The following is a 20,977-nucleotide window of genomic DNA, read 5'->3' as shown; positions in this document are numbered from 1 at the left end:
CTTTAACTCAGGCCCATCCCGGCGCCCCCCGGCACCGTCCCGTCTTTACCCCGGTTGGTCCCGGGAGATGGCGGCTTAACGTTTGTCCCTCCCTGGTAATGCGCCCTCGCACGTAGGTAAAGCCGCCAACCCCCGCCGCCGCCGCATAGCGGCGACGCCTGGGGCGGGACTGTTCAAATTTGTGGATGCGTCAAAATTTTGCATGGGCGGCCGAATGGCCGCACCCCCGCGATTTGGGGCACGCTATTCGTCCTTGAACGCCACGCGGACATTGCCCCAGATGCGGCCGCGCACCCGGATGGGGGCGTCCACCTCCTTCAGGCGAACGATGACCCCGCCGCCCATGTCTCGCGAATAGGACTGCACCAGGAAATCGCCGGTGTTACGGCCGGCGGCCAGGCCGGCGCGGTCGTTAAACAGGCGGCGGTTGCGGCTGTGCGCCATGTTCCAGGTATAGTCGCCCGGCCGTTGCGGCTGCGACACCCGCTTCATGTGGGTGGGCAGATAACCCGAGGGCACGACGGCGGCGCAGAACTGGATGCGCGGGTCGCCTGCCGCCACCGGTTCCTGGATGTCGGGGAACAGGCGGTCGGTGATGGGGGTGTAGGCCGCCATGTACTGCTGCGGATCGGTGTCGGGAATGGGGTCCAGGTCGTGCGAGAACAGCGCCGTCTCGGTGATTTCGCCCGCCTGCAGGGCCCCTTCCAGCGCTTGGCCCATGCGGCCGGCGGCGCCCAGCGCCAGGTCGATGAAGCCGCGGTGCCGTTCCAGCGCCCGGTCCAGCGTCGCCTTCAGCCGGCTTTGGGTCGCGGCATCGACATGGATGAAGCACAGGTGCAGGCCCAACTCGCTGGTGCCCGCCACCACCGCCGCCACCGTGCCCACACCCTCCACGGCCAGCGCCACCTCCTGCTGGTCGGCCAGGGCGGGCAGGCCGTCCGCCGCGACCAGGGCGCCGCGCGCCGACAAGTCCTGTAGCCGGCCGGCGTAGGGGCGGCCGTTCACCTCCACCGTCGCCGGCATGTCGCAGGGCACGCGGTCGGCGGCGCGGCGGTCACCGGCCAGCGACTGGCGCAAGGCGATGGTCATGCGCCGCTTCAGGTCCACCACCGCGGTCTGCGTTTCGCCAACCCGCAGATCCAGGTCGGCGGCAATGGTGGCGATCTCATCAGATTGTCCCCGGATGCTGCCCACGCTGTGCGACACCTGCCGGGCGGCGCCGGCGGATTCCGACGCGCTGCGCCCGATCTCGGCATTGGCGGCGGATTGCTGCTCCACAGCCGCCGCCGTGGCGGACGAGGCCTCGTTGATTTCACTGATCACGGTGATGACAGCACGGATGGCGTCCACGCTGGCCGACACGGCGCCGCGCAAGCCCGCCACCTGGGTCCCGATGTCGTCCGTGGCCTTCTGCGTCTGGCCAGACAGCGACTTCACCTCATGCGCCACCACGGCGAAGCCCTTGCCGGCGTCACCGGCCCGCGCCGCCTCAATGGTGGCGTTCAGGGCCAGCAGGTTGGTCTGGCCGGCGATATCGGCGATGAGGTCGGTGACGGTGCCGATCTGGCGCGTCGCCTCCTCCATGCGTTCGATGGCGCCGGCGGCCAGGCGGGCGCTGTCCACGGCGCGGCGGGCCACGTCGCTGGAGCGGGCGGCCTGGCGGGCGATCTCATCCCCCGCGGCGCCCAGCTCCTCCGTCGCGGCGGCGACGTTGCCGGCGTTGCCGCTGGCCTGCTCCGCCGCGGCCGACACGGCCACCGTGTTCTCCCGCACCACGGTCACGGCCTGCTTCAGATGGGCCACCCCATCCACCGCGCGGTGGCTGCCCCGCTCCACCCCCATCCAGGTGGCGGTCAGGTCGGCCTCGATGGCGCGGCAGGTTTCCAGCAGCGCCAGGCGCGCCTCCTCGCGCGTGCGCTCCATCAGCTCCACCCGCTCGTCTGTGCTGAAGGCCAGGCGCGCCCGCAGGGCCCGCAGCGTCGCGGTCATGGCCTGGAACTCCGCCACCGGGTCCGCCGGCATGGCGTGGTCGAATTCCCCCGCCGCCACGGCGGCGAAGTGCCCCTCCACCCGGCCCAGGGCTTGGCGCAGGGTACGCAGGATCAGGCTGCCGCCCAGCACGGACACGGCCAGCGACACCAGGATAATGGCGGCGTTGGCGCCCAGCCACAGGGCGCTGTCGGCGCCCGCGTCCATCTTTTCGCCAAAGGGCCCGAGGAAACGCAGGCCGCCCGCCACCAAGGTGCAGGCGATCATGGTGCCCATGGTCAGGATCATGCGGCCGCGCACACTGCCGGCGTAGTGGCGCAGGCGGGGGCCAAGGCCATTGGCCACGGCCACGCCGTCCTTGAGAGTCCCCCGGCCGGCGCGAAGCTCGGCATACAGCGCCTCGGCCGCGCGCACCTCGTCCCGGCCGGGCTTGCTGCGGATGGAGATGAAGCCCGCGACCGTGCCGCCCTCCATCACCGGCGTGACATTGGCGCGCACCCAATAATGATCGCCGGCCTTGGTGCGGTTCTTGACCAGCCCGTCCCAGGGCCGGCCGGCGCGGATGGTGGCCCAGAGGTCGGCGAAGGCGGCCTTGGGCATGTCGGGATGGCGCACCAGGTTGTGCGGTGCGCCGATCAGTTCCTCATGGCTGAATCCGCTGACGCGGACGAAGGCGCGATTGGCATAGGTGATGCGGCCCGACGGATCGGTGCGGGAGACCAGCAGCTCCCCCTCGCGCAACTCCACCTCACGGTTGGTCACGGGCCCCGTGTCGCGCATCGCATTCCTCCCCCGAGTACCTGTCCCAGGCCGTTCCTTTCGCCCCCGATACGGGCTCTGGCCTGGTGTCCAGCCTCGCGCCGGAAAGGTTAACCCGGCGTAAAGGCTTTAGCCGCCTGACCAAAAGTAGTGAATCATCCCCCTAAAAAGTCATTAATCTCTGATATTGAAATTAATAATGATTCTCATTATCGTGGTCCGACCGGAAATCACAGCTGCCAGGCCCGAGATGCCCCACGATCTGATGATCACCCACCGTGACAGTCTGCCTCAGCCCGCGCCGCTAGAAGGCCTGAGTTCCGGGGAAAGGTTGCTGGTATGGAGCCTGCGCCACATGGCCCAGCCGTATTCCAGCCCGGCCCGACGCGGCTGTCCCCTGATCCGCCACGCCTTCCTGCAGGCCTGCGGTGAGGACGCGGACGAGGTGATGGCCACCTTCCGCGCCTTTCTGCTGCTGTACGGCCGCTCGGCCCGGCAACGGCCGCTGGTGGGGTGCCCCGGTTGCCAGGATCTGACGCCGGATGAGCGAAAGCTGCTGCGCCTGCTGGCCTTGGCACAGCCCTCCGCCGACCCCACCGCCGCCGCCCGGCTTTATGCCTTGGTGGAGCACCTGATGCGGCCGGGGACCACCGACGGCCTGATGGTGGCGTCCCGCGCCATGGCCGGCGCCCTGGGTGCCCACGGCCTTTCTCTGCCGGTGCGGCCCATGGCGCTGGAACGCACCGCCACCCCCGGTCGCTATGACGCCTGACGCAGCGTGACACCTTCCGTGGTCCGGAAAGGCGGCGATCAGGAATCCGCGCTGAGGTGCACGCGGTTGCGGCCCGCCGCCTTGGCGGCGTAGAGGGCCAGGTCGGCCCGGCGCAGCGCGTCGGCCAAGCCGTCGTCCCCGCCGGACACTCGGGCGGCGCCGATGCTCACCGTCCAGGCCAGGGTGGCATGGCCGTTGACCGGGGCCGCCTCCACCACGCGACGCAAGGTCTCGGCCCGGGCAGCGGCGTCCACGGTATCGGCGTCGGGCAGCAGGACGGCGAATTCCTCGCCGCCGATGCGGCCCGCCACCTCGCCCTCCCGCAGCCAGCCTTGCAGCAGCCGGCCGAACTGGGACAGCACACGATCACCCGCAGCGTGGCCCAAGGTATCGTTGATGGCCTTGAAATGATCGATGTCGATCATCAACAGGGCTTGGGGCTGGCCCGCCTCACGCCCGCGGCGCACCTCCCGCTCCCCCACATCCAGGAAATGGCGGCGATTGGGCAGGCCGGTCAGCACATCGCGGGTGGCCATGTCGTAGAGGCGGCCGGCGTAGGCCTTCAGCCGGCCGACCAGGGGGCGGAAGATGAACACGGCCTCGGCCAGCAGGGTGGTCAGCAGGATGGCCAACACGCCCTGCTGCGCCCGCCGCAGCCCCTCGATACGCTCCGTCGCCTCGGTCTCGAACTGCCGGACCGCCTGGTCCAGCATGGGCATGATGATGTCGCGGGTTTGATCGCGGATCTCGCCGAAGGCGCGGGCGCGGATGTCGGCTGTGCCCGCGTCCAGGGGCTGCGGCCCCTCCGACCCCGCCAGGATGCGGGCGGCCAGAACCAGATCGCGGGTGCGGCGGTCCAGGTCGGTGGGCGGGGAGAAGTAAAGGGCGCGGGCGGCGTCCGACAGGCCATGGGTGATGCCCATGTCGCCGGTGCCGCCCAACAGGGCGCGATGCGCCCGTTCCATGGTGGCGGCCGCCTGCAGCAGGGGGACGCGCGCCGCCTCGTCATGGCCCTCATAGAAGTCGCGGGCCAGCAGGCCGATGCGCTGCGACAGCATGCGCTGACGGCCGGCGACATTGATGATGGTGCCACTGTCGCGCTGCTGGGAAATGACATGGTCCAGCAGCAGGTGCACCGATCCCGACAGCAGGGCGATCAGGGACAGGGCGGCGACATAGGCCACCGTCAGGCGGCGCGTCGGAAGGCTGTCGTCGGCACGCGTCATGGTATCGGGGCGGTCCTGCGAAGGGGACGGGCGTCCCCTGCAGGGATACGGCCGCGCTTGCCAAGTGAAACTGGCCTGATCATCAACCGGACCGTTTCGTATGACAAGTGTTGGCGCCCTGACCAGAGGGCTAGTGCCGGTCCCCGGGGCCGGGAACGTCCCTGCCTTGTTCGGAGTCTTCCGGGAAACGGGCCGCGTCACGGTCTTCGCTCAGGTGAACGACCCGCCGCCCCAGGGATTGGGAACGGGACAGGGCCTGCAGGCGGCCCCGGATGTCGATGGCGTTCACGTCACGGGTCCGGGGCAGGTCACGGGTACGGGTGGGCATGGACGTCCTCTCCGTTCACGTGGGATGGCCGTCAGGCCTGTTCGATGGCTTGCGCGGCTTGGTCCAGGGCCTGGGCGATGGCGCGCGCCTGCTCTTCCGTCAGGGTCCCGCCGCGCAGGCGCAAGCGCAAGGCCATTTTCAGGTTTTCCATGGCACGGATGACCGAAGCCGGGGGCATCCAGCCGCGCACCGCGCTGATCTTGTCCAGCCGTTCCTTGATGGCGGCCAGGACGTGGCAGTTTTCCTCCAGGAAGGCGGCGCCGCTCTCGGTCAGGGTGTACAGCTTCTTGCCACCCTCGCCCACCGAGACCTCGGTATGGCCCATTTCCTCCAGCAGGGTCAGCGTCGGGTAGACGACGCCGGGGCTGGGGCTGTAGCCGCCGCCGACCTTTTCCTCGATGGCCTTGATGATCTCGTAGCCATAGCGGGGCTTTTCCCGGATGAGGTCCAGGAACAGGAAGCGCAGGTCGCCATTCTCGAAGACGCGGGCGGCACCGCCTCGGCCACCCCGGCCGCCGAAGCCCTCACCCCGCTCGCCCCGGCCCCAATGATCGCCGTGGCCGCCCCAGGCGCCCCAGAAGCCCTCGCCGTCGCGGCCCCGGGCGTGGCGACGTCCCCCCTCGGGGTGTTTGCCGCCATGATGTTTGAAAAAGTGCATGATGGTCTCTCGATCCTATCTCGTCTGTTATTCGATATATCGTGAATTAAGATATATCTCGATCCTTTCTTGAGTCAAGGCGTCACCGCCGGAATTTATCGCAGATCATTGACGGGCCCGCCCCGGGGCCCGGATAGTCGGGGCGAAAGATAAGGAAATGCCCATGCCCCAGCCCAGCGACACCCTGCACAATCCCATGAGCCTGGCCGGCCGGTCCCTGCTGGTCACCGGCGCGTCGGCCGGCATCGGCCAGGCCACGGCCGTGCTGCTGTCGCGCCTGGGTGCCCACGTCACCCTGAACGGCCGGGACGAGGGGCGGCTGGCCGACACCCTGTCGCGCCTCACGGGTGAAGGGCACCGCGTGGCGCCCTTCGACATGGGCGACCTGGACGCCATCCCGGCCTGGATGAAGGAGCAGGCGGCCCTGTCCGGGCCCTTCGACGGGGTGGCGCACTGCGCCGGCATCCAGACGCTGCGCCCCATCCGCATCTTCTCCCAGGAATTCTTCGACCAGGTGATGCGGGTCAACCTGGGCTCGTGCCTGGCCCTGGCCAAGGGCCTGCGGCAGAAGGGCGTGCGGGCCGAGCGCTCGGCCATGGTTTTCATCTCCTCCACCGCCGCCACTGCTGCCTCGCCCGCCAACATCGTCTACGCCGCGGCCAAGGGTGGCATCATCGCCGCCACCAAGGGCCTGTCGGCCGAGTTGCTGCCGGACGGCATCCGCGTCAACTGCGTGGTGCCCAGCATCGTCATGACCGACCTGATCGAGCGCGGGTTCGAGAAGCTGAGCCAGGAACAGATCGACCATCTGCAGCGGCTGCAGCCCCTGGGCTTCGGCCATGTCGACGATGTGGCCCACGCCATCGCCTATCTGCTGGCCGACACCGGCCGCTGGATCACCGGCACGGCCCTGACCGTCGATGGGGGGCGCACGGCGTGACGGCCCCCTGGATCAAGCTGGGCGACGCCGCCAGCGTGGCCGGCCATGGCGATTACCTGACGGGCCGGGCGCCGGATGCCGCCGGGGCCGCCATCCCCGTGGTGGTGCAGAATTTCCAGGGTGCCTTGAAGGCCTTCCGCAACGTCTGTTCCCACCGCTACGCCCTGATCCACGACCAGCCGTGCGGGCGTGGCCTGCTGCGCTGCCCCTATCACGGCTGGGTCTATGACGCCGCCGGCGTGCCCATCGGCATTCCCTTCGACGACAGCGACTTCCACCTGGATGCGGAGGCCCGCCGCCGCCTGGCCCTGGCGCCGGTGGGCCTGGCCGTGGCCAACGGCCAGGTGTGGGTGAACGCGGACGCCGCCGCTATCTTCACGGAGCCGGCGTGATGGGGGAAATGCTGCCCGCCCGCTGGTTCGACGATCCCGATTGTCACGCCCGGGAACTGGCCGCGCTACGCCGGCAATGGCTGTACGTCGGCACCCGGTTCGACACACCCCTGACGCGTACGGTGCTGGGCACCCCGGTCACCGTGACCGCCGCGCTCACGGCCACGGATGGCCAGGGCCGCGCGCTGGAAGTGGATGCCTGCGGCGCCTTCGTCTTCGTGCGGCTGCAAGGCGGAGGCCCGGGCCTGGCCGACCACCTGGGGCCGGTGGCGGCACATCTGGCCCGGCTGTCGGACCAGTGCGACCAGCCCATCGCCGAGGACCACGTGGAGTTCGCCGCCAATTGGAAGGCGCTGGTGGAAAACACCATGGACGACTTCCATGGCTCCACCGTCCACCCCACCACCATCCACCCCGCCGTCCATGCCGACTGGCAGACACATCTGGAAACCACCCGCCGCGGCCGGCACAGCACATCCAGCTGGCTGTTGTCCGACGGGACGGAGACATGGTGGCGGCGTATCGACGGCAAGATGGGCCTGCGCCGCGTGACCGACCACGCCCGCTATGATCATTGCTTCGTCTTCCCCAACCTGTACGTGGCCAGCTTTTACGGCGCCATGGTCATCACCCACACGGTGACGCCCCTGGCGGCGGACCGCAGCCGCCTGGACTGGCGCCTGTTCCTGCCGGTGACGGCCCCGGAAAAGCCGGCCGTGGCCGCCTTCCGCCGGTCGCTGACCAGCGTGCTGGCGGGGTCCGCCCGTGCCGTGATCCTGGAGGACCAGCCGCTGTGCGAACGGGTGCAGCAAGGGCGGGCGGCGGCCCTGGGCCCCGGCATCCTGGGCCGGCGTGAGCGCCGCATCGCCGATTTCCATCACGCCTGGGCCCGCGCCCTGGGACTGGACGCCCCGCCGCTGCCGGCGGATGCGCCCTATGAGGAGAATGCCGTATGACCCTCAGCTATCGCCGGCCGACGGAAGAGGATGCGCGCCTGCTGCTGGACTGGCGCCTACGCCCCGACATCTCCCGCCACCTGTTCACGCAGGTTGAGGACGACATCGGGAAGCAGCGGGCCTGGCTGGCGCGCAGCAACGCGCGCGATGACTATCACCACCGCATCATGATGGTGGATGGGGTGCCGGTGGGTTACGCCTCCATCACCATCACTCATGCGGCCTGGGGTATCGCCACCCTGGGCGCCTACATGGCCGACCGGCGCGGGCGCACCGGCTCCGCCCCGCTGAATTTCGCCCACGCCCTGAATCACGTCTTCTACGCCCTGGGCCTGCGCAAGGTGGTGAACCAGGTCATGGCCGACAATGACCGTGTCCTGCGCGGCCAGACCATGCTGGGCTATCGCCATGTCGGCGTGCTGAAGGACCATGCCGTGAAGGAAGGTCAGGCATACGATGTCCACCTGTTCGAGATATCGGCGGCGGAATGGGCGGAAAAACGGCTGAAATTCAGGGAATATGCCGATTGGGATGGCCATATGTGGCCCCCTGGCTAAAAGGCGGATAGGCCGCAAGGTCTCTTGGTTAACGGTCGTGGAAGGGACAAGCAATTAGTTCCCAGGGCAAAGACCCCGACCATGATCCCGACCGGTTATCCCCCCATTATCATCCCCCGCCGCGTGGCGCTGTTCGCCCATTTCGACCGCGACGGCCAGATCGACGACCATGTCCTTTATTACCTGCGCAGCCTGCGCGAGGTGGCGGAGCGCATCCTCTTCGTATCCGACGGCGCCCTTATGGAGGGCCAGGCGGAGCGGCTGGCGGGCTTGGCCGAGCTGGTGCATGCCGGCCGCCACGGCGCCTATGACTTCGGCAGCTGGAAGCTGGGCGTCCAGGCCCTGGGCGGCGACCTTGCCCTTTATGACGAGGTCATCGTCGCCAACGACAGCTGCTATGGCGGCGTGTTCCCCTTCGCCCCGGTGTTCGACACAATGGCGGGGCGGGACTGCGACTTCTGGGGGCTGACCGATGGGCTGGTGGATGGCGACATCCGCTATCTGACCAGCAACTTCCTGGTTTTCCGGCCGGCGGTGACCGGCCATCCGGAATTCAGCCGCTTCTGGGACGAGGTGACGCGACAACCCGACAAGGCGGCCGTCTGCCGCGCCTACGAATTCGGCCTCAGCCAACGGCTGCTGGCCCTTGGTTTCCGTCCCGGCCGTTACCTGCCCCGGCCCTTTGTGGCCAAGGAGCTGTATTCCGACGTCTATTTCGACGCGTGCCTGGAAACATACCGCATGCCCCTGGTGAAGGTGGCCGTGTTCAGCCAGAACCAGCAGCGCGTGGCCCGCCTGCGTGAGCGGCTGGAGCGCATGGCCCAGTACTATCCCGTCAACCTTATCGAGGCGCACGTGGCCCGCCTGTGCGGCACCCCCCATCCCGTCATCCACGACCTGCCCTGGCGGCAGGAGCGTACGCGCCTGGCCCCGCTGCCCGGGACGTACAGGCGCAGCAAGTACAGCCGGAGCCTGCGCTGGTGGCTGTGTTACATTCGCGTCCTGGGCGTGCCGGTGTTCGCCACCGCCCGGCGGGTGCGGGCGGTGGCATAGCACGGGTCAGGCGGCCCGGATTTCCGACAGGAAGCGGACCACTTCCGACCGCAAAGCGATGGACTGGCTGCCCAGGGAGCGGGCGGCGGCCAGCACCTGGGACGCCGCGGCACCGGTCTCCCCCGCGGCCCCCGTCACCCGGGTGATGTTCGACGACACCTCCTCGGTACCCTGCGCCGCCTGGGTGACGTTGCGGGCGATTTCCAACGTAGTGGCGTTCTGTTCCTCGACCGCCGCCGAAATGGTGGCCGAAATGCCGTTCACCTCCTCGATGGTGCCACTGATGCCCTGGATGGCGGCGACGACGCCGCTGGTGGCCTCCTGCATTTCCTGAATTTGGCGGGCGATGTCCTCAGTCGCCCGCGCCGTCTGGTTGGCCAGGCCTTTCACCTCGCTGGCGACGACGGCGAAGCCCTTGCCGGCCTCGCCAGCCCGTGCCGCCTCGATGGTGGCGTTCAGGGCCAACAGGTTGGTCTGGCCCGCGATGGATTGGATCAGTTCCACCACGGTGCCGATGCGCTGCGCCGCGTCCGCCAGTCCTTGGACCAGGGTGTCGGACCGGGTCGCGGCCTGCGCCGCCTGGGACGCCACGCTGCTGGACCGGGCGGCCTGCCGGCTGATCTCCTGGATGGAGCTGGTCATCTCCTCCGCCGCCGATGCCACGGTCTGCACATTGGCGGAGGTCTGTTCCGCCGCCGCCGCCGTGGCGGCGGCCTGGGCCTTGGTGCGCTCCGCCACGTCGGTCATGCTCTGCGCGGTCGAGTCCAGTTGGACCGCGGCGCCGCTGACCGCCTCGAGAATGCCGGCGACCGCGCCGTCGAAGCTTTGGACCAGCCGGTCCACCGCCTGGGCGCGGCGCAACTTGGCCTCTTCCGCCTGGCGCTGCTCCGCCGCCAGCCGGTCCGCCTCAATGGCGTTCTGCTTGAACACGTCCAGTGCGCGGGCCATGGCACCCACCTCGTCCCGGCGCTGCAGGCCGTCGACCACGATGCCCCGGTCGCCCTCCGCCAGCCGGCGCATACGGTCGGTCAAGGCTGAGATGGGGGCCGCGATCGTACCGGACAGCATCAGCGCGGCCAGGATGGCCACCACGATCGCGGCGATACCGCCCAGCACCGTGGTCCAGTAGGTCATGTGGAAGGCCGCCTGCTGCTCATCATGCCGCTGGTCCAGCAAGTCCCGCTCCGCCGCCGTGATTTCGGCCACCTTGGCGCGGATGGCGTCCATTTGCGCCTTTCCGCCGTTCACCGACTCCAGCGTACGCGCCTGGTCCCGCTGGTCCGTCTTCATGCGCGCCACCAGCTTTTCCGCATAGTCGTTGCGCCATGCGCGGGCCAGACGGTCCATATCGTCCAGGCGCCGCTGCTGGGCCGCATTATCCGCCGTCAAGGTGCGTGCCGTGGCCATCGCCTGGGCATAGGCGCCGGCCCCGCTGTGGTAGGGGGCCAGCACCGCCTCGTCCGCCGCCACCAGATATCCCCGCAGGCCCGTTTCCTGGTCGACCAGGGCGGCAAGCGCCCCATCGACGGCGTCCAACACCTTGTAGCTGTGTGTGGTCCACCCGGTGCTGTCTTGGATGAAAGACACGCGGGTGTAGGTCAGGCCGCTGACCACGAAGGAGATGACCAGCACCAGGGAGAAGGCCGCGGCCAGTTTCCCCAGGATTCGAAGATTGCTTAGCAACGTCATGAGGCACGCTCCGCCAGGTGGATTTCACCCAGGGATTACGCAAAGAGGATAGGTTTCAGACCACAAGACCTTGGTTTTGCTACAAAGGTGGTATTTCAGACGATAGATACGCCCGCGGCCGGGGGACCGCGGGCCGAGGGAATAGGCCATTCGGACGCCCTCTTAATCGTCTGCCAAGGTCCGCCGCAGCCGCGCCAGCGTGCGGGTGAAGACACCAGTGTCGTTCAGCGCCCGCGACAACACCAGGGCGCCCTGGATGCCGGCCACCACCTCCTCCGCCTGGGTCTGGGCCTGGTCCGGGTCGCGGCCGGCCCGAACCAGGGCCCCGGCCAGGGCCCGGACCCAGGCGGCGAAATAGCCATGCACCTGTTCGGTGAACAGGTCACGGGCGTCACCCAAGGCGAAAACGCCCACGACGCACACCCGCTGGCCGGATCGGAAATAGGCATCGGTGGCCTGGAACATGGCCTCCACCGCCTTCAAGCCGTCTCCCGTCCGCTCGAGCGGCTCGAAGACGTGGGCGCGGAACCACCCGTCGATATGGGCCAGCACCACCTCCGCCATCTCGGCCTTGCCGCCGGGGAAGAAGTTGTAAAGGCTGCCCTTGCCCAGGCCCGTGCGGGCGGTGATGGCCGACAGGCTGGCGCCTTCGAACCCATGGTCGCGGAAGACCTCGGCCAGGACGGGGATGACGTCCTGGCGGTCGGCGAGGGTGCGCGCCATGGCTTACAGGCCCAGGTCGCTGAGGCCGGGGTGGTCATCCGGACGGCGGCCCAGCGGCCAGTGGAATTTGCGGTCCGCCTCCTTGATGGGGTGTTCATTGATGCTGGCGTGGCGCGCCCGCATCAGGCCGTCGGCGTCAAACTCCCAATTCTCATTGCCATAGGCGCGGAACCAGTTGCCGCTGTCGTCGCGATATTCGTACGCGAAGCGTACGGCAATGCGGTTTTCGGTGTACGCCCAGATTTCCTTAATCAGCCGGTAGTCAAGTTCCTTGGCCCACTTGCGGGCCAGGAAGGCCTCGATGGCCGGGCGGCCGGTGACGAACTCCGCCCGGTTGCGCCAGCGGCTGTCGACCGTGTAGGCCTGCGCCACCTTGGCGGGATCGCGGCTGTTCCAGCCATCCTCGGCGGCGCGCACCTTCTGGATGGCGGTCTCCAACGTGAAAGGCGGCAGGGGCGGACGGGACATCGGAACCTCCATGGATTAGGGTTTGTACCAATCGGTACGTTGTGGACCGATTGGTACAATGAAGCCCAACCTTTAGCAAGGGGCTTTTTTGCCCCGTCCGCGTTTTCAGCAGGGAGTCGTCAAGCGACGGCGCGCAGCGGGGCCGCCACCGCCACCAGATCCTCGATGCTGACCAGCGGCATGCCTTGGGTTTCGGCATACGCCACCAGGTCGGGCAGGCGGGCCATGCTGCCGTCGGGCTTCATCACCTCGCACAGCACGCCGGCGGGGATGCGACCCGCCCGGCGCACCAGGTCGATGGTGGCCTCGGTATGCCCGCGACGGGCCGCCAGCCCGCCGGGATGGGCGCGCAGGGGGAAGACGTGGCCGGGGCGGGCCAAGTCTTCCGGCTGGGCGCCATCGGCGATGGCCGTGCGGATGGTAGTGACACGGTCCGCGGCCGAGACACCGGTGGTGACGCCGGTCTTGGCCTCGATGCTGACGGTGAAGGCGGTGCCGTAGCGCGAGGAATTGGCGCCCACCATAGGCGGCAATTCCAGGACGCGGGCGTGTTCGTCGGTCAGCACCAGGCAGACGATGCCGCTGCAATCACGGATCAGCAGCGCCATCTGTTCCACCGTCAGGCTGTCGGCGGCGTAGATGATGTCGCCTTCGTTTTCACGGTCGGCATCATCGACGACGATCACGCCCTGGCCCGCCTGGATGGCGGCCACGGCGCGGGCCACCCGGGATTCGGCGTCGCCGAACCGGGACAGCAGATCGTCGTCATGGGCGGGGGTTTGGGAAATCTGACTCAAGGGTCTCACTCCGTTGAACAATCGGGCGAGCCTGAATCAGGGCAAAAAGAGACTATGGGCGAACGGGAGGTTCCCCCGAGGCAGACCCCATCCGCGGACGCGCGCCCAAACCCGAGGCCCGGCAGGGCCCCAGGGGGTGCGCCCGCACATCGCGGGCCGGCTCATCCTCTTCCATCCGGACTGTAACCGTCGGCCCCGGCATTTCACCGGGTCTGCTGACCCCGTGGGCGTTACCGCCCCCGGGCGCTCGCGGGCTCCCCCTCCATCAAGAGGGGATACCGCCGGTCGGGATTTTCACCCTGCCCTGAGAACAAGCGTGTCGCCATCCGGCGATGGCCGGATGACCTGTCGATAGGACAGGCCCGCGCCCACCCTGTCAACACGGGGACGGTTGGAATTTCCTCATGGGCCTTATGAGGGGCCCAGGCCTTGCGCCAAACGATCCAGGAAGCCCAGGGCGGGGCCGCCGGTGCGCAGCAGGCCTTTGTAGCGGGCCACCGGTTCCGGCACCGTGCGCAGGATGTGGGCGAACTGCGCCGCCTCGGTTGCGGTCAGGTCGGCCAGGGCGCGCTGATAGGTGCGGATGGTGAACAGCACGGCGCCGGTGGCGGGCAAGCGGCGCAGGGTCTGGCGTTCGATGCGCAGGAACAGGCGGTGCCCGGCGCTGTCGGCGGTGATGGCGGCATCGGCAGCGGTGTGCGCCACCTCGTCCGGCTGGAACAGGGCGGGGTCGTCGCTCAGGCCCCAGTTCATGCGCCATACCGGCCGTTCCGGCGCCAGGGTTTCCAGGAAGCGGTCCACCGGCCGCCCCAGTTTCTCACCATAGAGGGCCACCGGCGCGTGGATGCCGGCCATGGGCCGCCCCAGCTTTTCATGCAGACGCCAACGGTTGGGAAAGCACAGCACGGCGGCCGCCAGCACCGGCACGTCATCAGGGCCCGGCAGCAACAGGCAGAGATCCTCCGCCACCAGGCGGCCGGCGACCTCCAGCGGATTGGCGCCGGCGGCCGCCAAGTCCCACGCCTCCCCGGTGATGTGGCAGGTGAAACGGTGCCCCTCGCGGGTGTAGGCACGCGGGAAATGATGGGGCAGATGGTCCGCCAGCAACGCCAGCACTTCCCCCTGGGCCGCCCCGCTGCCCGGCAGGAAGCCGGTCACGGCCCCCTGCCGCTGGGCCAGCAACTGGCGGCGCTGCGCCAGCAGGGCGGGGCAGCTGTCGTCCACCATCAGCCACCGGGCGGGGTCCAGGGCCATCAGGCCCATGGCCATGCGCCAATCGCCGCCGTTGAACGGCCAGCACGGCTGCTCCGGCGGCAGGTCCCAGGCGTTCACGGGCGTCAGACTTCCAGCGGCGCGAAATCGTCCGGCATCTCCGCCAGCGTGGGCTCGGCGATGGGCCCGACCTCCGCCACCAGGGTGCCCCAGGACCAGCCGACGCCGAAGCCGGCCATCAGCAGCTTCTTCGGACCTTCCGCCAGCATGGGGCCCAGGCGGTGGCAGATGGCCAGCGGGACGGAGGCCGAACTGGTGTTGCCGAATTTCTCCATGTCGATCAGGAAGCGCTCGGGCGCCGCCCCGATCTTCTTGCGGATGTGGTCCAGCATCATGCGGTTGGCCTGGTGCGGGACGATCATATCCAGATCGTCCAGCGTCACGCCGGCATGCTCCATGGCCTCGCGCAGCAGCGGCGGGACGGAGCGCAAGGTGAAGGTGAAGACCTCCGCCCCGTTCAGGTGCAGGCGGGCGTCGCGGTAGAGGCGCTTGTGCTCTTCCTCCGACCAGGGTTCCTCCCCCGGGATCAGGCAGTCGCGCTTGCCGCCGGCCTTGACGAAGATGTGCTTGGCCCCGCTGCCATCCGTACCCAGGATGGCGTGGATGGGGGGGGCATCGGCATCCACCTCCAGCGCCGTGGCGCTGCCGGCGTCGCCGAACAGGGGAAGGGTGGCGCGGTCATCCGGGCGCAGCCAGCGGGCGGAATTGTCACCGGCCAGCACCAGGGCACGCCGCGCCGTGCTGCCGCCCAAGAGGCGCGCCGCCATCCAGGTACCGTAGGCGAAGCCGGAACAGCCCAGCGGCACGTCGAAGGCCGCCGTGCTGGTGGGCAGGCCCAGGCGCCGCTGCATGACCGCGGCGGTGACGGGCAGCACGTAATCAGCATCCTGGCTGACGAAGATCAGGAGATCGACCGAGGCCGGGTCCCAGCCCAGCTGTTGCATTAGCCCCTCGGCCGCCGCCACGCACATGTCGGACGCCATGTAGGGCCGGGGCAGCAGACGCCGCTCCGCCACGCCGATGGTGGCGTAGAGCTTCTTCGCCTCATCTTCCGTGAACAGGGTGTGGTCTTCCAGATAGGAATGCCGTTCCTTCGGCACCACGGCCCGGAAGCCCTTGATCCGCACGCCTTCGACGATGGCCTTCACCGCAACCCGCCCTGAGAGAAGTGTCCTTAGCTGCTATACTATGGCCATTCCCGCCCCGATGCCAAAGGCCCTCTGTTGAGCACCATCCTGATCCGCGCCGACGCCACCGCGTCCATGGGCACCGGCCATGTCATGCGCTGCCTGTCGGTGGCGGAGGCCTTGCGGGAACGGGGGGTATCATCCCTGTTCGCCGCCGTGGATCTGCCGCCGGCCCTGGCGCATCGCCTGGATGCCGCCGGCTTCGGCGTAAGCCTGGTGCCGGGCCCGGCGGCAAGCGGGGCGGATCTGGCCGGCCTGGCCGAACAGATCCGCCGGCACCACGCCGGCGTCGTGATCCTGGACGGTTATCACTTCAACGATGACTATCGTGCCGGACTGGCGGCGCTGGGCAAACCGGTCGTGGCCTTCGATGACGGGCCGGGGACGCGGCCCTTGCACGCCCATATGATCGTGAACGCCGGCGCCGCCGTGGACGCCGCCGCCTATCGGGCCGCCAACCCGCATGCGGTCCTGGCGCTGGGGCCCGCCTATGCCCCCCTGCGGGCGGAGTTCCGCCGGGCGCGGGGCGTGGCCCTGCCGCCGCTGGACCGCCGTCGCCGCTTGCTGCTGACCTTCGGCGGCACCGACCCGGCGGGCCTGACCCTGCCCTGCCTGAAGCGCCTGGCCCCGGCCTTGCCCGCCGGTGTCGGCCTGGACGTGGTAGTGGGCGGCAGCAACCCCAACACCGACTGCATCCGCACCGCCGGAGACCGCTACCCCAACACGGTTGTCCATGTGGAAACACCGCGCATGGCCGACCTGATGCGCGAGGCCGGCCTGGCCCTGTCCGCCGCCGGCGGCACGCTGGGGGAGCTGGCCTGCCTGGCGGTGCCCACGCTGCTGGTGGTGGTGGCGGACAACCAGGCCAGCAGTGCCGGCGCGGTGGCGGCATCGGGCAAGGCCCGAGTCATCGATGCACGCAGCATGGACAAGGCCGAGGCGGCGGAGCGCATCACGGCCGACGCCCTGGCGCTATGGGCCGATGCCGACGCACGCGCGGCCCTGAGCCACCGTATAGGCGAGGGCGATGACGGCCAGCTGGTGGATGGGTTGGGCGCGGTGCGCATCGCCGACGCGTTGCTGGCCCTGCCAGGCTGATCGCCGTTATGGTCGCCGCATGACCCCGCCCGATCTCGACGCGCTTTCGCCGCTAGACCGCATCCTGCTGCGCCTTATCGCCCTGATCGGCCCGCTGCCGCCGGCCCGCGCGCTGCTGGATTGCCTGAACCAGGCGCGCGTCAGTCCGGCGCTCTGGACCCATGAGGCGTTGACCGAGGCGCAGAACAGCCTGCGCCGACACGGCCTGCTGAACAACAAGATGGCCTGCGCGCCCGCGCTGGCCCACACCGTGGCGACCACGGCGCTCGAAACGGCGGAGGGCAAGGCCCTGGCCATCGCCATCCGCACCCAGTTGCCCGGCGACTCGAAAAGCTATTGGGACCCCAAGCTGGTGGAGATCGATTTCGCGCGTGGCCTGAGGTTGGCCGCTTTGCAGAACGATGGGGCGGAGGTCCAGCGCCTGCTGGGCCTGGTCAGGCGTCCCGCCCATGCGCTGCCGGAGCTGTTCAATCGCCATTTCACGCTGGTGCCGCTGGGGGTCGACTGGCTGGCCGGACGCGCGCCGGTGATCCAGGCGACGCTGCTGGCGGCGAAGCTCGGCCATTGGATGGCCACGGCGGAAATGTCGCCGGATTTGCCGGCCCTGGTGGACCACGCCCAGGCGCACCCGATCCTGCGCCGCGATTGCTTCACCCTGATCGCCGACTTCCGGCTGTTGAGCGGGCAATTGCCAGCGTTGCAAGCGTTGCTGGCGGATGCGCCGACGCCGGAGGCGGCCCTGCCCTATGCCGCCGCCCACGCCCTGCTGTCGGAGGACGCGCCCCGGGCCCGTGCGCTGTTCGGCGAGGCCGTGACGCAGCACCGCCGGGCCCTGCGCAAACGCAAGGGCGGCCTGCCTGGACACCTTGGCGTGCTGCATCTGTGTGCGCAATTGGCTGGGGGCGACCCGGCCCAGCACGCCGCCATCCCCGCCCTGGCGCAGGACATGGCCCAGGCGGGGCAGATCCCCCTGGGCTCCATGGCCGTCGAGGCCCTGGCCAGCCTGGCCGCCAACAAGCCGGAAGCGGCGCTGAACGGCGTGAAATGGTTGCTGAGCGCCACCGACACCATGGCACGGCCCTCCCCCCTGGGCCTAGGGCTGGTGGCCGTGGCGGCGGCCGTGGTGGATGCGACGCTAGCCCGCCAGCATGCCGACGCCTGGGACCAGTGGTTCCGCCATCTGGCCCCCACCATGCCCCTGGCCGCCGACCTGATGGCGGAGGTGCTGGCCCGGGTGGCCAACGACCCGACCCCCTATCAAACCCATCTGGCGCGGCCCGACAGGTGGGTGACGCTGCGCTTCTTGACCCTGCTGCCGGTCAAGGAACCGTGGGAGCGGGCGCTGGAGAGCCTGGAGGTGCTGCTGGAACCGCCGGCGCCGGTAGAAAAGAAGATGACGGGCAAGCGCCTGGCCTGGCTGGTCGATCCCAGCAGCGGCGCGGTGGAGCCGGTGGAACAGGTGCAGCAGCGCGGCCCGACCAAAAGCCCGACCCAGGGCTGGAGCGTAGGCCGGCCCATCCCGCTGAAGCGCCTGTACCAGGGTGACGCCCAGCTGAGCTATCTGGATGAGTTCGACCGGCGGGTCATCGCCACCATCGCCCGCGATTACGACGGCTGGGGCCACGGCCGCTCCCGCTACGACTATTTTCTGCCACCACGCGACACGCTGCCGGCCCTGGTGGGCCATCCCCGCGTGTTCTATCGCCGCCAGCCGGGACCGCCGGTGGAGCTGGTGCTGGCGCGGGCGGAGCTGGTGCTGGCCGGCACCCGGGGCGGCTATCGCCTGGCCTTGTCGCACCCGGCCGCCGAAACCGACGCGATCATCGAGGTGGAGGGCCCCACCCGCTGGCGTGTGGTGGTGATCGACGACAAGGCCGTGGCGGCGGGCAAGCTGCTGGGCGCGGACGGCATCACCGTGCCGGCCATGGCGCGCGACCGCCTGGCCGCCATCGCGCGCTCCCGCCTGCCCGACCTGCCGGTGCGGGTGGAGGCCGCCGACCTGGACGAGGGCCGGACGGAGGCGGGCGACCCCGCCCCGGTGGTGCGGCTGCGCCTGCTGGACCCTGGTTTGAAGGTCTCGCTGGTCGTGCGGCCGCTGGGCCCCGACGGCCCCCATTTCGCACCGGGCCAGGGCAGCCGGCGCGTCACCGGCAACGGCCGGCGCGCCCTGCGCGACTTGGCGGCGGAGGAACGCCTGGCCCAGGCCCTGGCCGACGCCTGCCCCAGCCTGGGTGGCGAGGGCCGGGAATGGGAGCTGGAAGGCCTGAGCGCCGCGCTGGAATTCCTGAGCGAGCTGAAGGCCCTGCCCCAACCGCCGGCCCTGGAGTGGCCGGAGGGGCAGAAGCTGACCCTGCGCGGCGACGAGGCCGGCACCAGCCATTTCAGCACCACAGTCAAAAGCACCGAAAGCTGGTTCGCCGTGGCCGGGACCCTGAAGCTGGACGAAGGGCTGGTGCTGGACCTGAAGGATTTGCTGATCCGGCTGGAGGACGCGCCCGGCCGTTTCGTGCCCCTGGGCGACGGCCAGTTCGTGGCCCTGGACCGCCATTTCCGCCAGCAGCTGGATCGCCTGCTGCGCATTGGGGGAACAAAGGTGCCGCGCGCGGCCGGTACCGCCCTGCGCGGCCTGGTCGAGGAAGCGGCCTCGGCCCAGGTGGACCAGGCTTGGCGCGCCTTCATCCAGAACCTGGACGACGCGGCGGCCTGGCAGCCGCGCCTACCCAACGGCCTGACCGCCGAACTACGCGACTACCAGGCGGAGGGTTATTTCTGGATGAGCCGGCTGGCGCGCCTGGGGGCGGGCGCCCTGCTGGCCGATGACATGGGCCTGGGCAAGACGGTGCAGGCGATAGCCCTGATGGCGGCCAAGGCCGGCGACGGCCCCATGCTGGTGGTGGCCCCCACCTCCGTCGCCGGCAACTGGCAATCGGAACTGGCGCGCTTCGCCCCCGGCCTGACCGTCCACCGCCTGGCCGAGACGGGCGGGCGGCAGGAGGTGCTGCGCGCCCTGGGGCCCGGCGACGTGCTGGTCACCACCTATGGCCTGCTGGTGCGGGAGGAAGCCTTGCTGGCGGCCGTGCCCTGGGCCGTGGCCGTGCTGGATGAGGCGCAGGCCATCAAGAACCCGGATACGCGCCGCGCCCAGGCCGCCCGCGCGGTGAACGCCGGCTTCCGCCTGGCCCTGACCGGCACGCCGGTGGAAAACGACCTGGAAGAGCTGTGGAGCCTGTTCCAGTTCACCAACCCCGGCCTGCTGGGCAGCCGCAAGACCTTCGCCCAGCGCTTCGGCACGCCCATCCAGGCGGCGCGCAGCCCTGGCGCCCGCGCGGCCCTGCGCGCGGTGGTCCAACCCTTCCTGCTGCGCCGGACCAAGGGCGCCGTGCTGGCCGAACTGCCGCCGCGCACGGAGCAGACCCTGCTGGTCGAGCGTGGGGCGGAGGAGATCGCCTTTTACGAAGCGTTGCGCCGCCGCGCCTTGGAAAAGCTGGAGGAGATGTCGGGAGAGCGATCCCGCATCCATATCCTGGCGGAGATCACGCGCCTGCGGCAGGCCTGCTGCCACCCCGACCTGGTGGCGGCCGACGCGCACCTGCCTTCGGCCAAGCTGGACGCCTTCCTGGAACTGGTGGAAGAACTGCGCGAGGGCGGCCACCGCGCCCTGGTGTTCAGCCAGTTTATCGGCCACCTGGCCCGGGTGCGCACCGCCTTGGACCGCATGGGTGTCACCTACCAACTGCTGGACGGTAGCCTGACGGCGGCGGAACGGCAGCGGCGGGTGGCGGCCTTCCAGGCCGGCGAGGGCGACCTGTTCCTGATCAGCCTGAAGGCCGGCGGCGTGGGCCTGAACCTGACGGCAGCCGACTATGTCATCCACCTGGACCCATGGTGGAATCCCGCTGTGGAGGACCAGGCCTCCGATCGCGCCCACCGCATCGGCCAGCGCCGGCCGGTGACCATCTACCGCCTGATCCTGAAGGGCAGCATTGAGGAGGGCATCGTGGCCCTGCACGGCCGCAAGCGCGACCTGGCCGACGCGCTGCTGCAGGACGCCGACACCGCCGGGTACTTGTCCGACGAGGATCTGCTGGCCTTGATCCGGGGGGTGGGCTGAGC

The 20,977-nt window shown here is 69.6% G+C and carries 18 protein-coding genes and 1 riboswitch; of the genes, 8 read left to right on the top strand and 10 right to left on the bottom strand.

What is annotated here, in order from left to right:
• Positions 1-243: 243 nt before the first annotated feature.
• The gene (locus P5F91_RS21280; RefSeq protein ID WP_277908204.1) at positions 244-2,769 is read right to left on the bottom strand and encodes a methyl-accepting chemotaxis protein; all 2,526 of its coding nucleotides are present in this window, start codon (positions 2,767-2,769) and stop codon (positions 244-246) included.
• A gap of 334 nt (positions 2,770-3,103) precedes the next feature.
• On the opposite strand from P5F91_RS21280, the gene P5F91_RS21275 reads away from it, so the two are divergent.
• Positions 3,104-3,520 carry a hypothetical protein gene (locus tag P5F91_RS21275; protein WP_277908203.1) on the top strand — a complete coding sequence of 139 codons (417 nt, stop codon included), beginning with the start codon at positions 3,104-3,106 and terminating at the stop codon, positions 3,518-3,520.
• 38 nt (positions 3,521-3,558) lie between these two features.
• Here P5F91_RS21275 and P5F91_RS21270 read toward each other — a convergent pair whose 3' ends face one another.
• From P5F91_RS21270 to P5F91_RS21260, 3 genes are all read right to left on the bottom strand, one after another.
• Positions 3,559-4,746: a GGDEF domain-containing protein gene (locus P5F91_RS21270; RefSeq protein WP_145608822.1), complete on the bottom strand. Its 1,188-nt coding sequence runs from the start codon at positions 4,744-4,746 to the stop codon at positions 3,559-3,561.
• A gap of 130 nt (positions 4,747-4,876) precedes the next feature.
• Positions 4,877-5,074: a hypothetical protein gene (locus P5F91_RS21265; protein ID WP_145608823.1), complete on the bottom strand. Its 198-nt coding sequence runs from the start codon at positions 5,072-5,074 to the stop codon at positions 4,877-4,879.
• A 31-nt stretch (positions 5,075-5,105) separates the two neighbouring features.
• A complete protein-coding gene (locus tag P5F91_RS21260) occupies positions 5,106-5,732 on the bottom strand; it encodes a PadR family transcriptional regulator (protein WP_277908202.1) in 627 nt (208 codons plus the stop codon).
• Between the two features lie 163 nt (positions 5,733-5,895).
• Here P5F91_RS21260 and P5F91_RS21255 point away from each other — a divergent pair, with 163 nt between their 5' ends.
• The 5 genes from P5F91_RS21255 (at position 5,896) to P5F91_RS21235 (ending at position 9,630) form a co-directional block, all read left to right on the top strand.
• A complete protein-coding gene (locus P5F91_RS21255; RefSeq protein ID WP_277908201.1) occupies positions 5,896-6,672 on the top strand; it encodes an SDR family NAD(P)-dependent oxidoreductase in 777 nt (258 codons plus the stop codon).
• Positions 6,669-7,064: a Rieske 2Fe-2S domain-containing protein gene (locus tag P5F91_RS21250; protein ID WP_277908200.1), complete on the top strand. Its 396-nt coding sequence runs from the start codon at positions 6,669-6,671 to the stop codon at positions 7,062-7,064. The genes P5F91_RS21255 and P5F91_RS21250 overlap by 4 nt, the downstream gene beginning before the upstream one ends.
• Positions 7,064-8,020: an RHO alpha subunit C-terminal catalytic domain-containing protein gene (locus P5F91_RS21245; RefSeq protein WP_277908199.1), complete on the top strand. Its 957-nt coding sequence runs from the start codon at positions 7,064-7,066 to the stop codon at positions 8,018-8,020. Before P5F91_RS21250 ends, P5F91_RS21245 begins: the two co-directional genes overlap by 1 nt.
• Positions 8,017-8,577, top strand: coding sequence for a GNAT family N-acetyltransferase (locus P5F91_RS21240; RefSeq protein ID WP_145608827.1), 561 nt, complete (start codon positions 8,017-8,019; stop codon positions 8,575-8,577). The genes P5F91_RS21245 and P5F91_RS21240 overlap by 4 nt, the downstream gene beginning before the upstream one ends.
• A gap of 81 nt (positions 8,578-8,658) precedes the next feature.
• Positions 8,659-9,630 carry a rhamnan synthesis F family protein gene (locus P5F91_RS21235; RefSeq protein ID WP_145608828.1) on the top strand — a complete coding sequence of 324 codons (972 nt, stop codon included), beginning with the start codon at positions 8,659-8,661 and terminating at the stop codon, positions 9,628-9,630.
• A gap of 6 nt (positions 9,631-9,636) precedes the next feature.
• Here the strand turns inward: P5F91_RS21235 and P5F91_RS21230 are convergent, their stop codons facing one another.
• From P5F91_RS21230 to P5F91_RS21205, 6 genes are all read right to left on the bottom strand, one after another.
• Positions 9,637-11,319, bottom strand: coding sequence for a methyl-accepting chemotaxis protein (locus P5F91_RS21230; RefSeq protein ID WP_145608829.1), 1,683 nt, complete (start codon positions 11,317-11,319; stop codon positions 9,637-9,639).
• 162 nt (positions 11,320-11,481) lie between these two features.
• Positions 11,482-12,042, bottom strand: coding sequence for a TetR/AcrR family transcriptional regulator (locus tag P5F91_RS21225; protein WP_145608830.1), 561 nt, complete (start codon positions 12,040-12,042; stop codon positions 11,482-11,484).
• Between the two features lie 3 nt (positions 12,043-12,045).
• Positions 12,046-12,510, bottom strand: coding sequence for a nuclear transport factor 2 family protein (locus P5F91_RS21220; protein ID WP_145608831.1), 465 nt, complete (start codon positions 12,508-12,510; stop codon positions 12,046-12,048).
• Positions 12,511-12,629: 119 nt separating this feature from the next.
• Positions 12,630-13,307 carry a 3,4-dihydroxy-2-butanone-4-phosphate synthase gene (ribB, locus tag P5F91_RS21215; protein WP_277908198.1) on the bottom strand — a complete coding sequence of 226 codons (678 nt, stop codon included), beginning with the start codon at positions 13,305-13,307 and terminating at the stop codon, positions 12,630-12,632.
• Positions 13,308-13,466: 159 nt separating this feature from the next.
• Positions 13,467-13,623, bottom strand: a riboswitch (FMN riboswitch).
• Between the two features lie 95 nt (positions 13,624-13,718).
• Positions 13,719-14,639: a heme-dependent oxidative N-demethylase family protein gene (locus P5F91_RS21210; RefSeq protein WP_277908197.1), complete on the bottom strand. Its 921-nt coding sequence runs from the start codon at positions 14,637-14,639 to the stop codon at positions 13,719-13,721.
• Positions 14,640-14,644: 5 nt separating this feature from the next.
• Entirely contained in the window at positions 14,645-15,727 is a 1,083-nt protein-coding gene (locus P5F91_RS21205; RefSeq protein WP_145608833.1) for a 3-oxoacyl-ACP synthase III family protein, read from the bottom strand.
• A gap of 75 nt (positions 15,728-15,802) precedes the next feature.
• Here P5F91_RS21205 and pseG point away from each other — a divergent pair, with 75 nt between their 5' ends.
• Together pseG and P5F91_RS21195 are read left to right on the top strand one after the other, a co-directional pair.
• A complete protein-coding gene (gene pseG, locus P5F91_RS21200; protein ID WP_277908196.1) occupies positions 15,803-16,864 on the top strand; it encodes a UDP-2,4-diacetamido-2,4,6-trideoxy-beta-L-altropyranose hydrolase in 1,062 nt (353 codons plus the stop codon).
• A gap of 19 nt (positions 16,865-16,883) precedes the next feature.
• On the top strand, positions 16,884-20,975 hold the full coding sequence (locus P5F91_RS21195) for a DEAD/DEAH box helicase (protein WP_277908195.1): 4,092 nt from the start codon (positions 16,884-16,886) through the stop codon (positions 20,973-20,975).
• Positions 20,976-20,977: the final 2 nt, after the last annotated feature.

Origin of the sequence: Nitrospirillum amazonense (assembly GCF_029594735.1) — a bacterium.
In the GTDB taxonomy this organism is placed as follows: domain Bacteria; phylum Pseudomonadota; class Alphaproteobacteria; order Azospirillales; family Azospirillaceae; genus Nitrospirillum; species Nitrospirillum amazonense.
The sequence above is the reverse complement of the archived record's forward strand: the minus strand, read 5'-3'. Positions and strand labels throughout refer to the sequence as shown.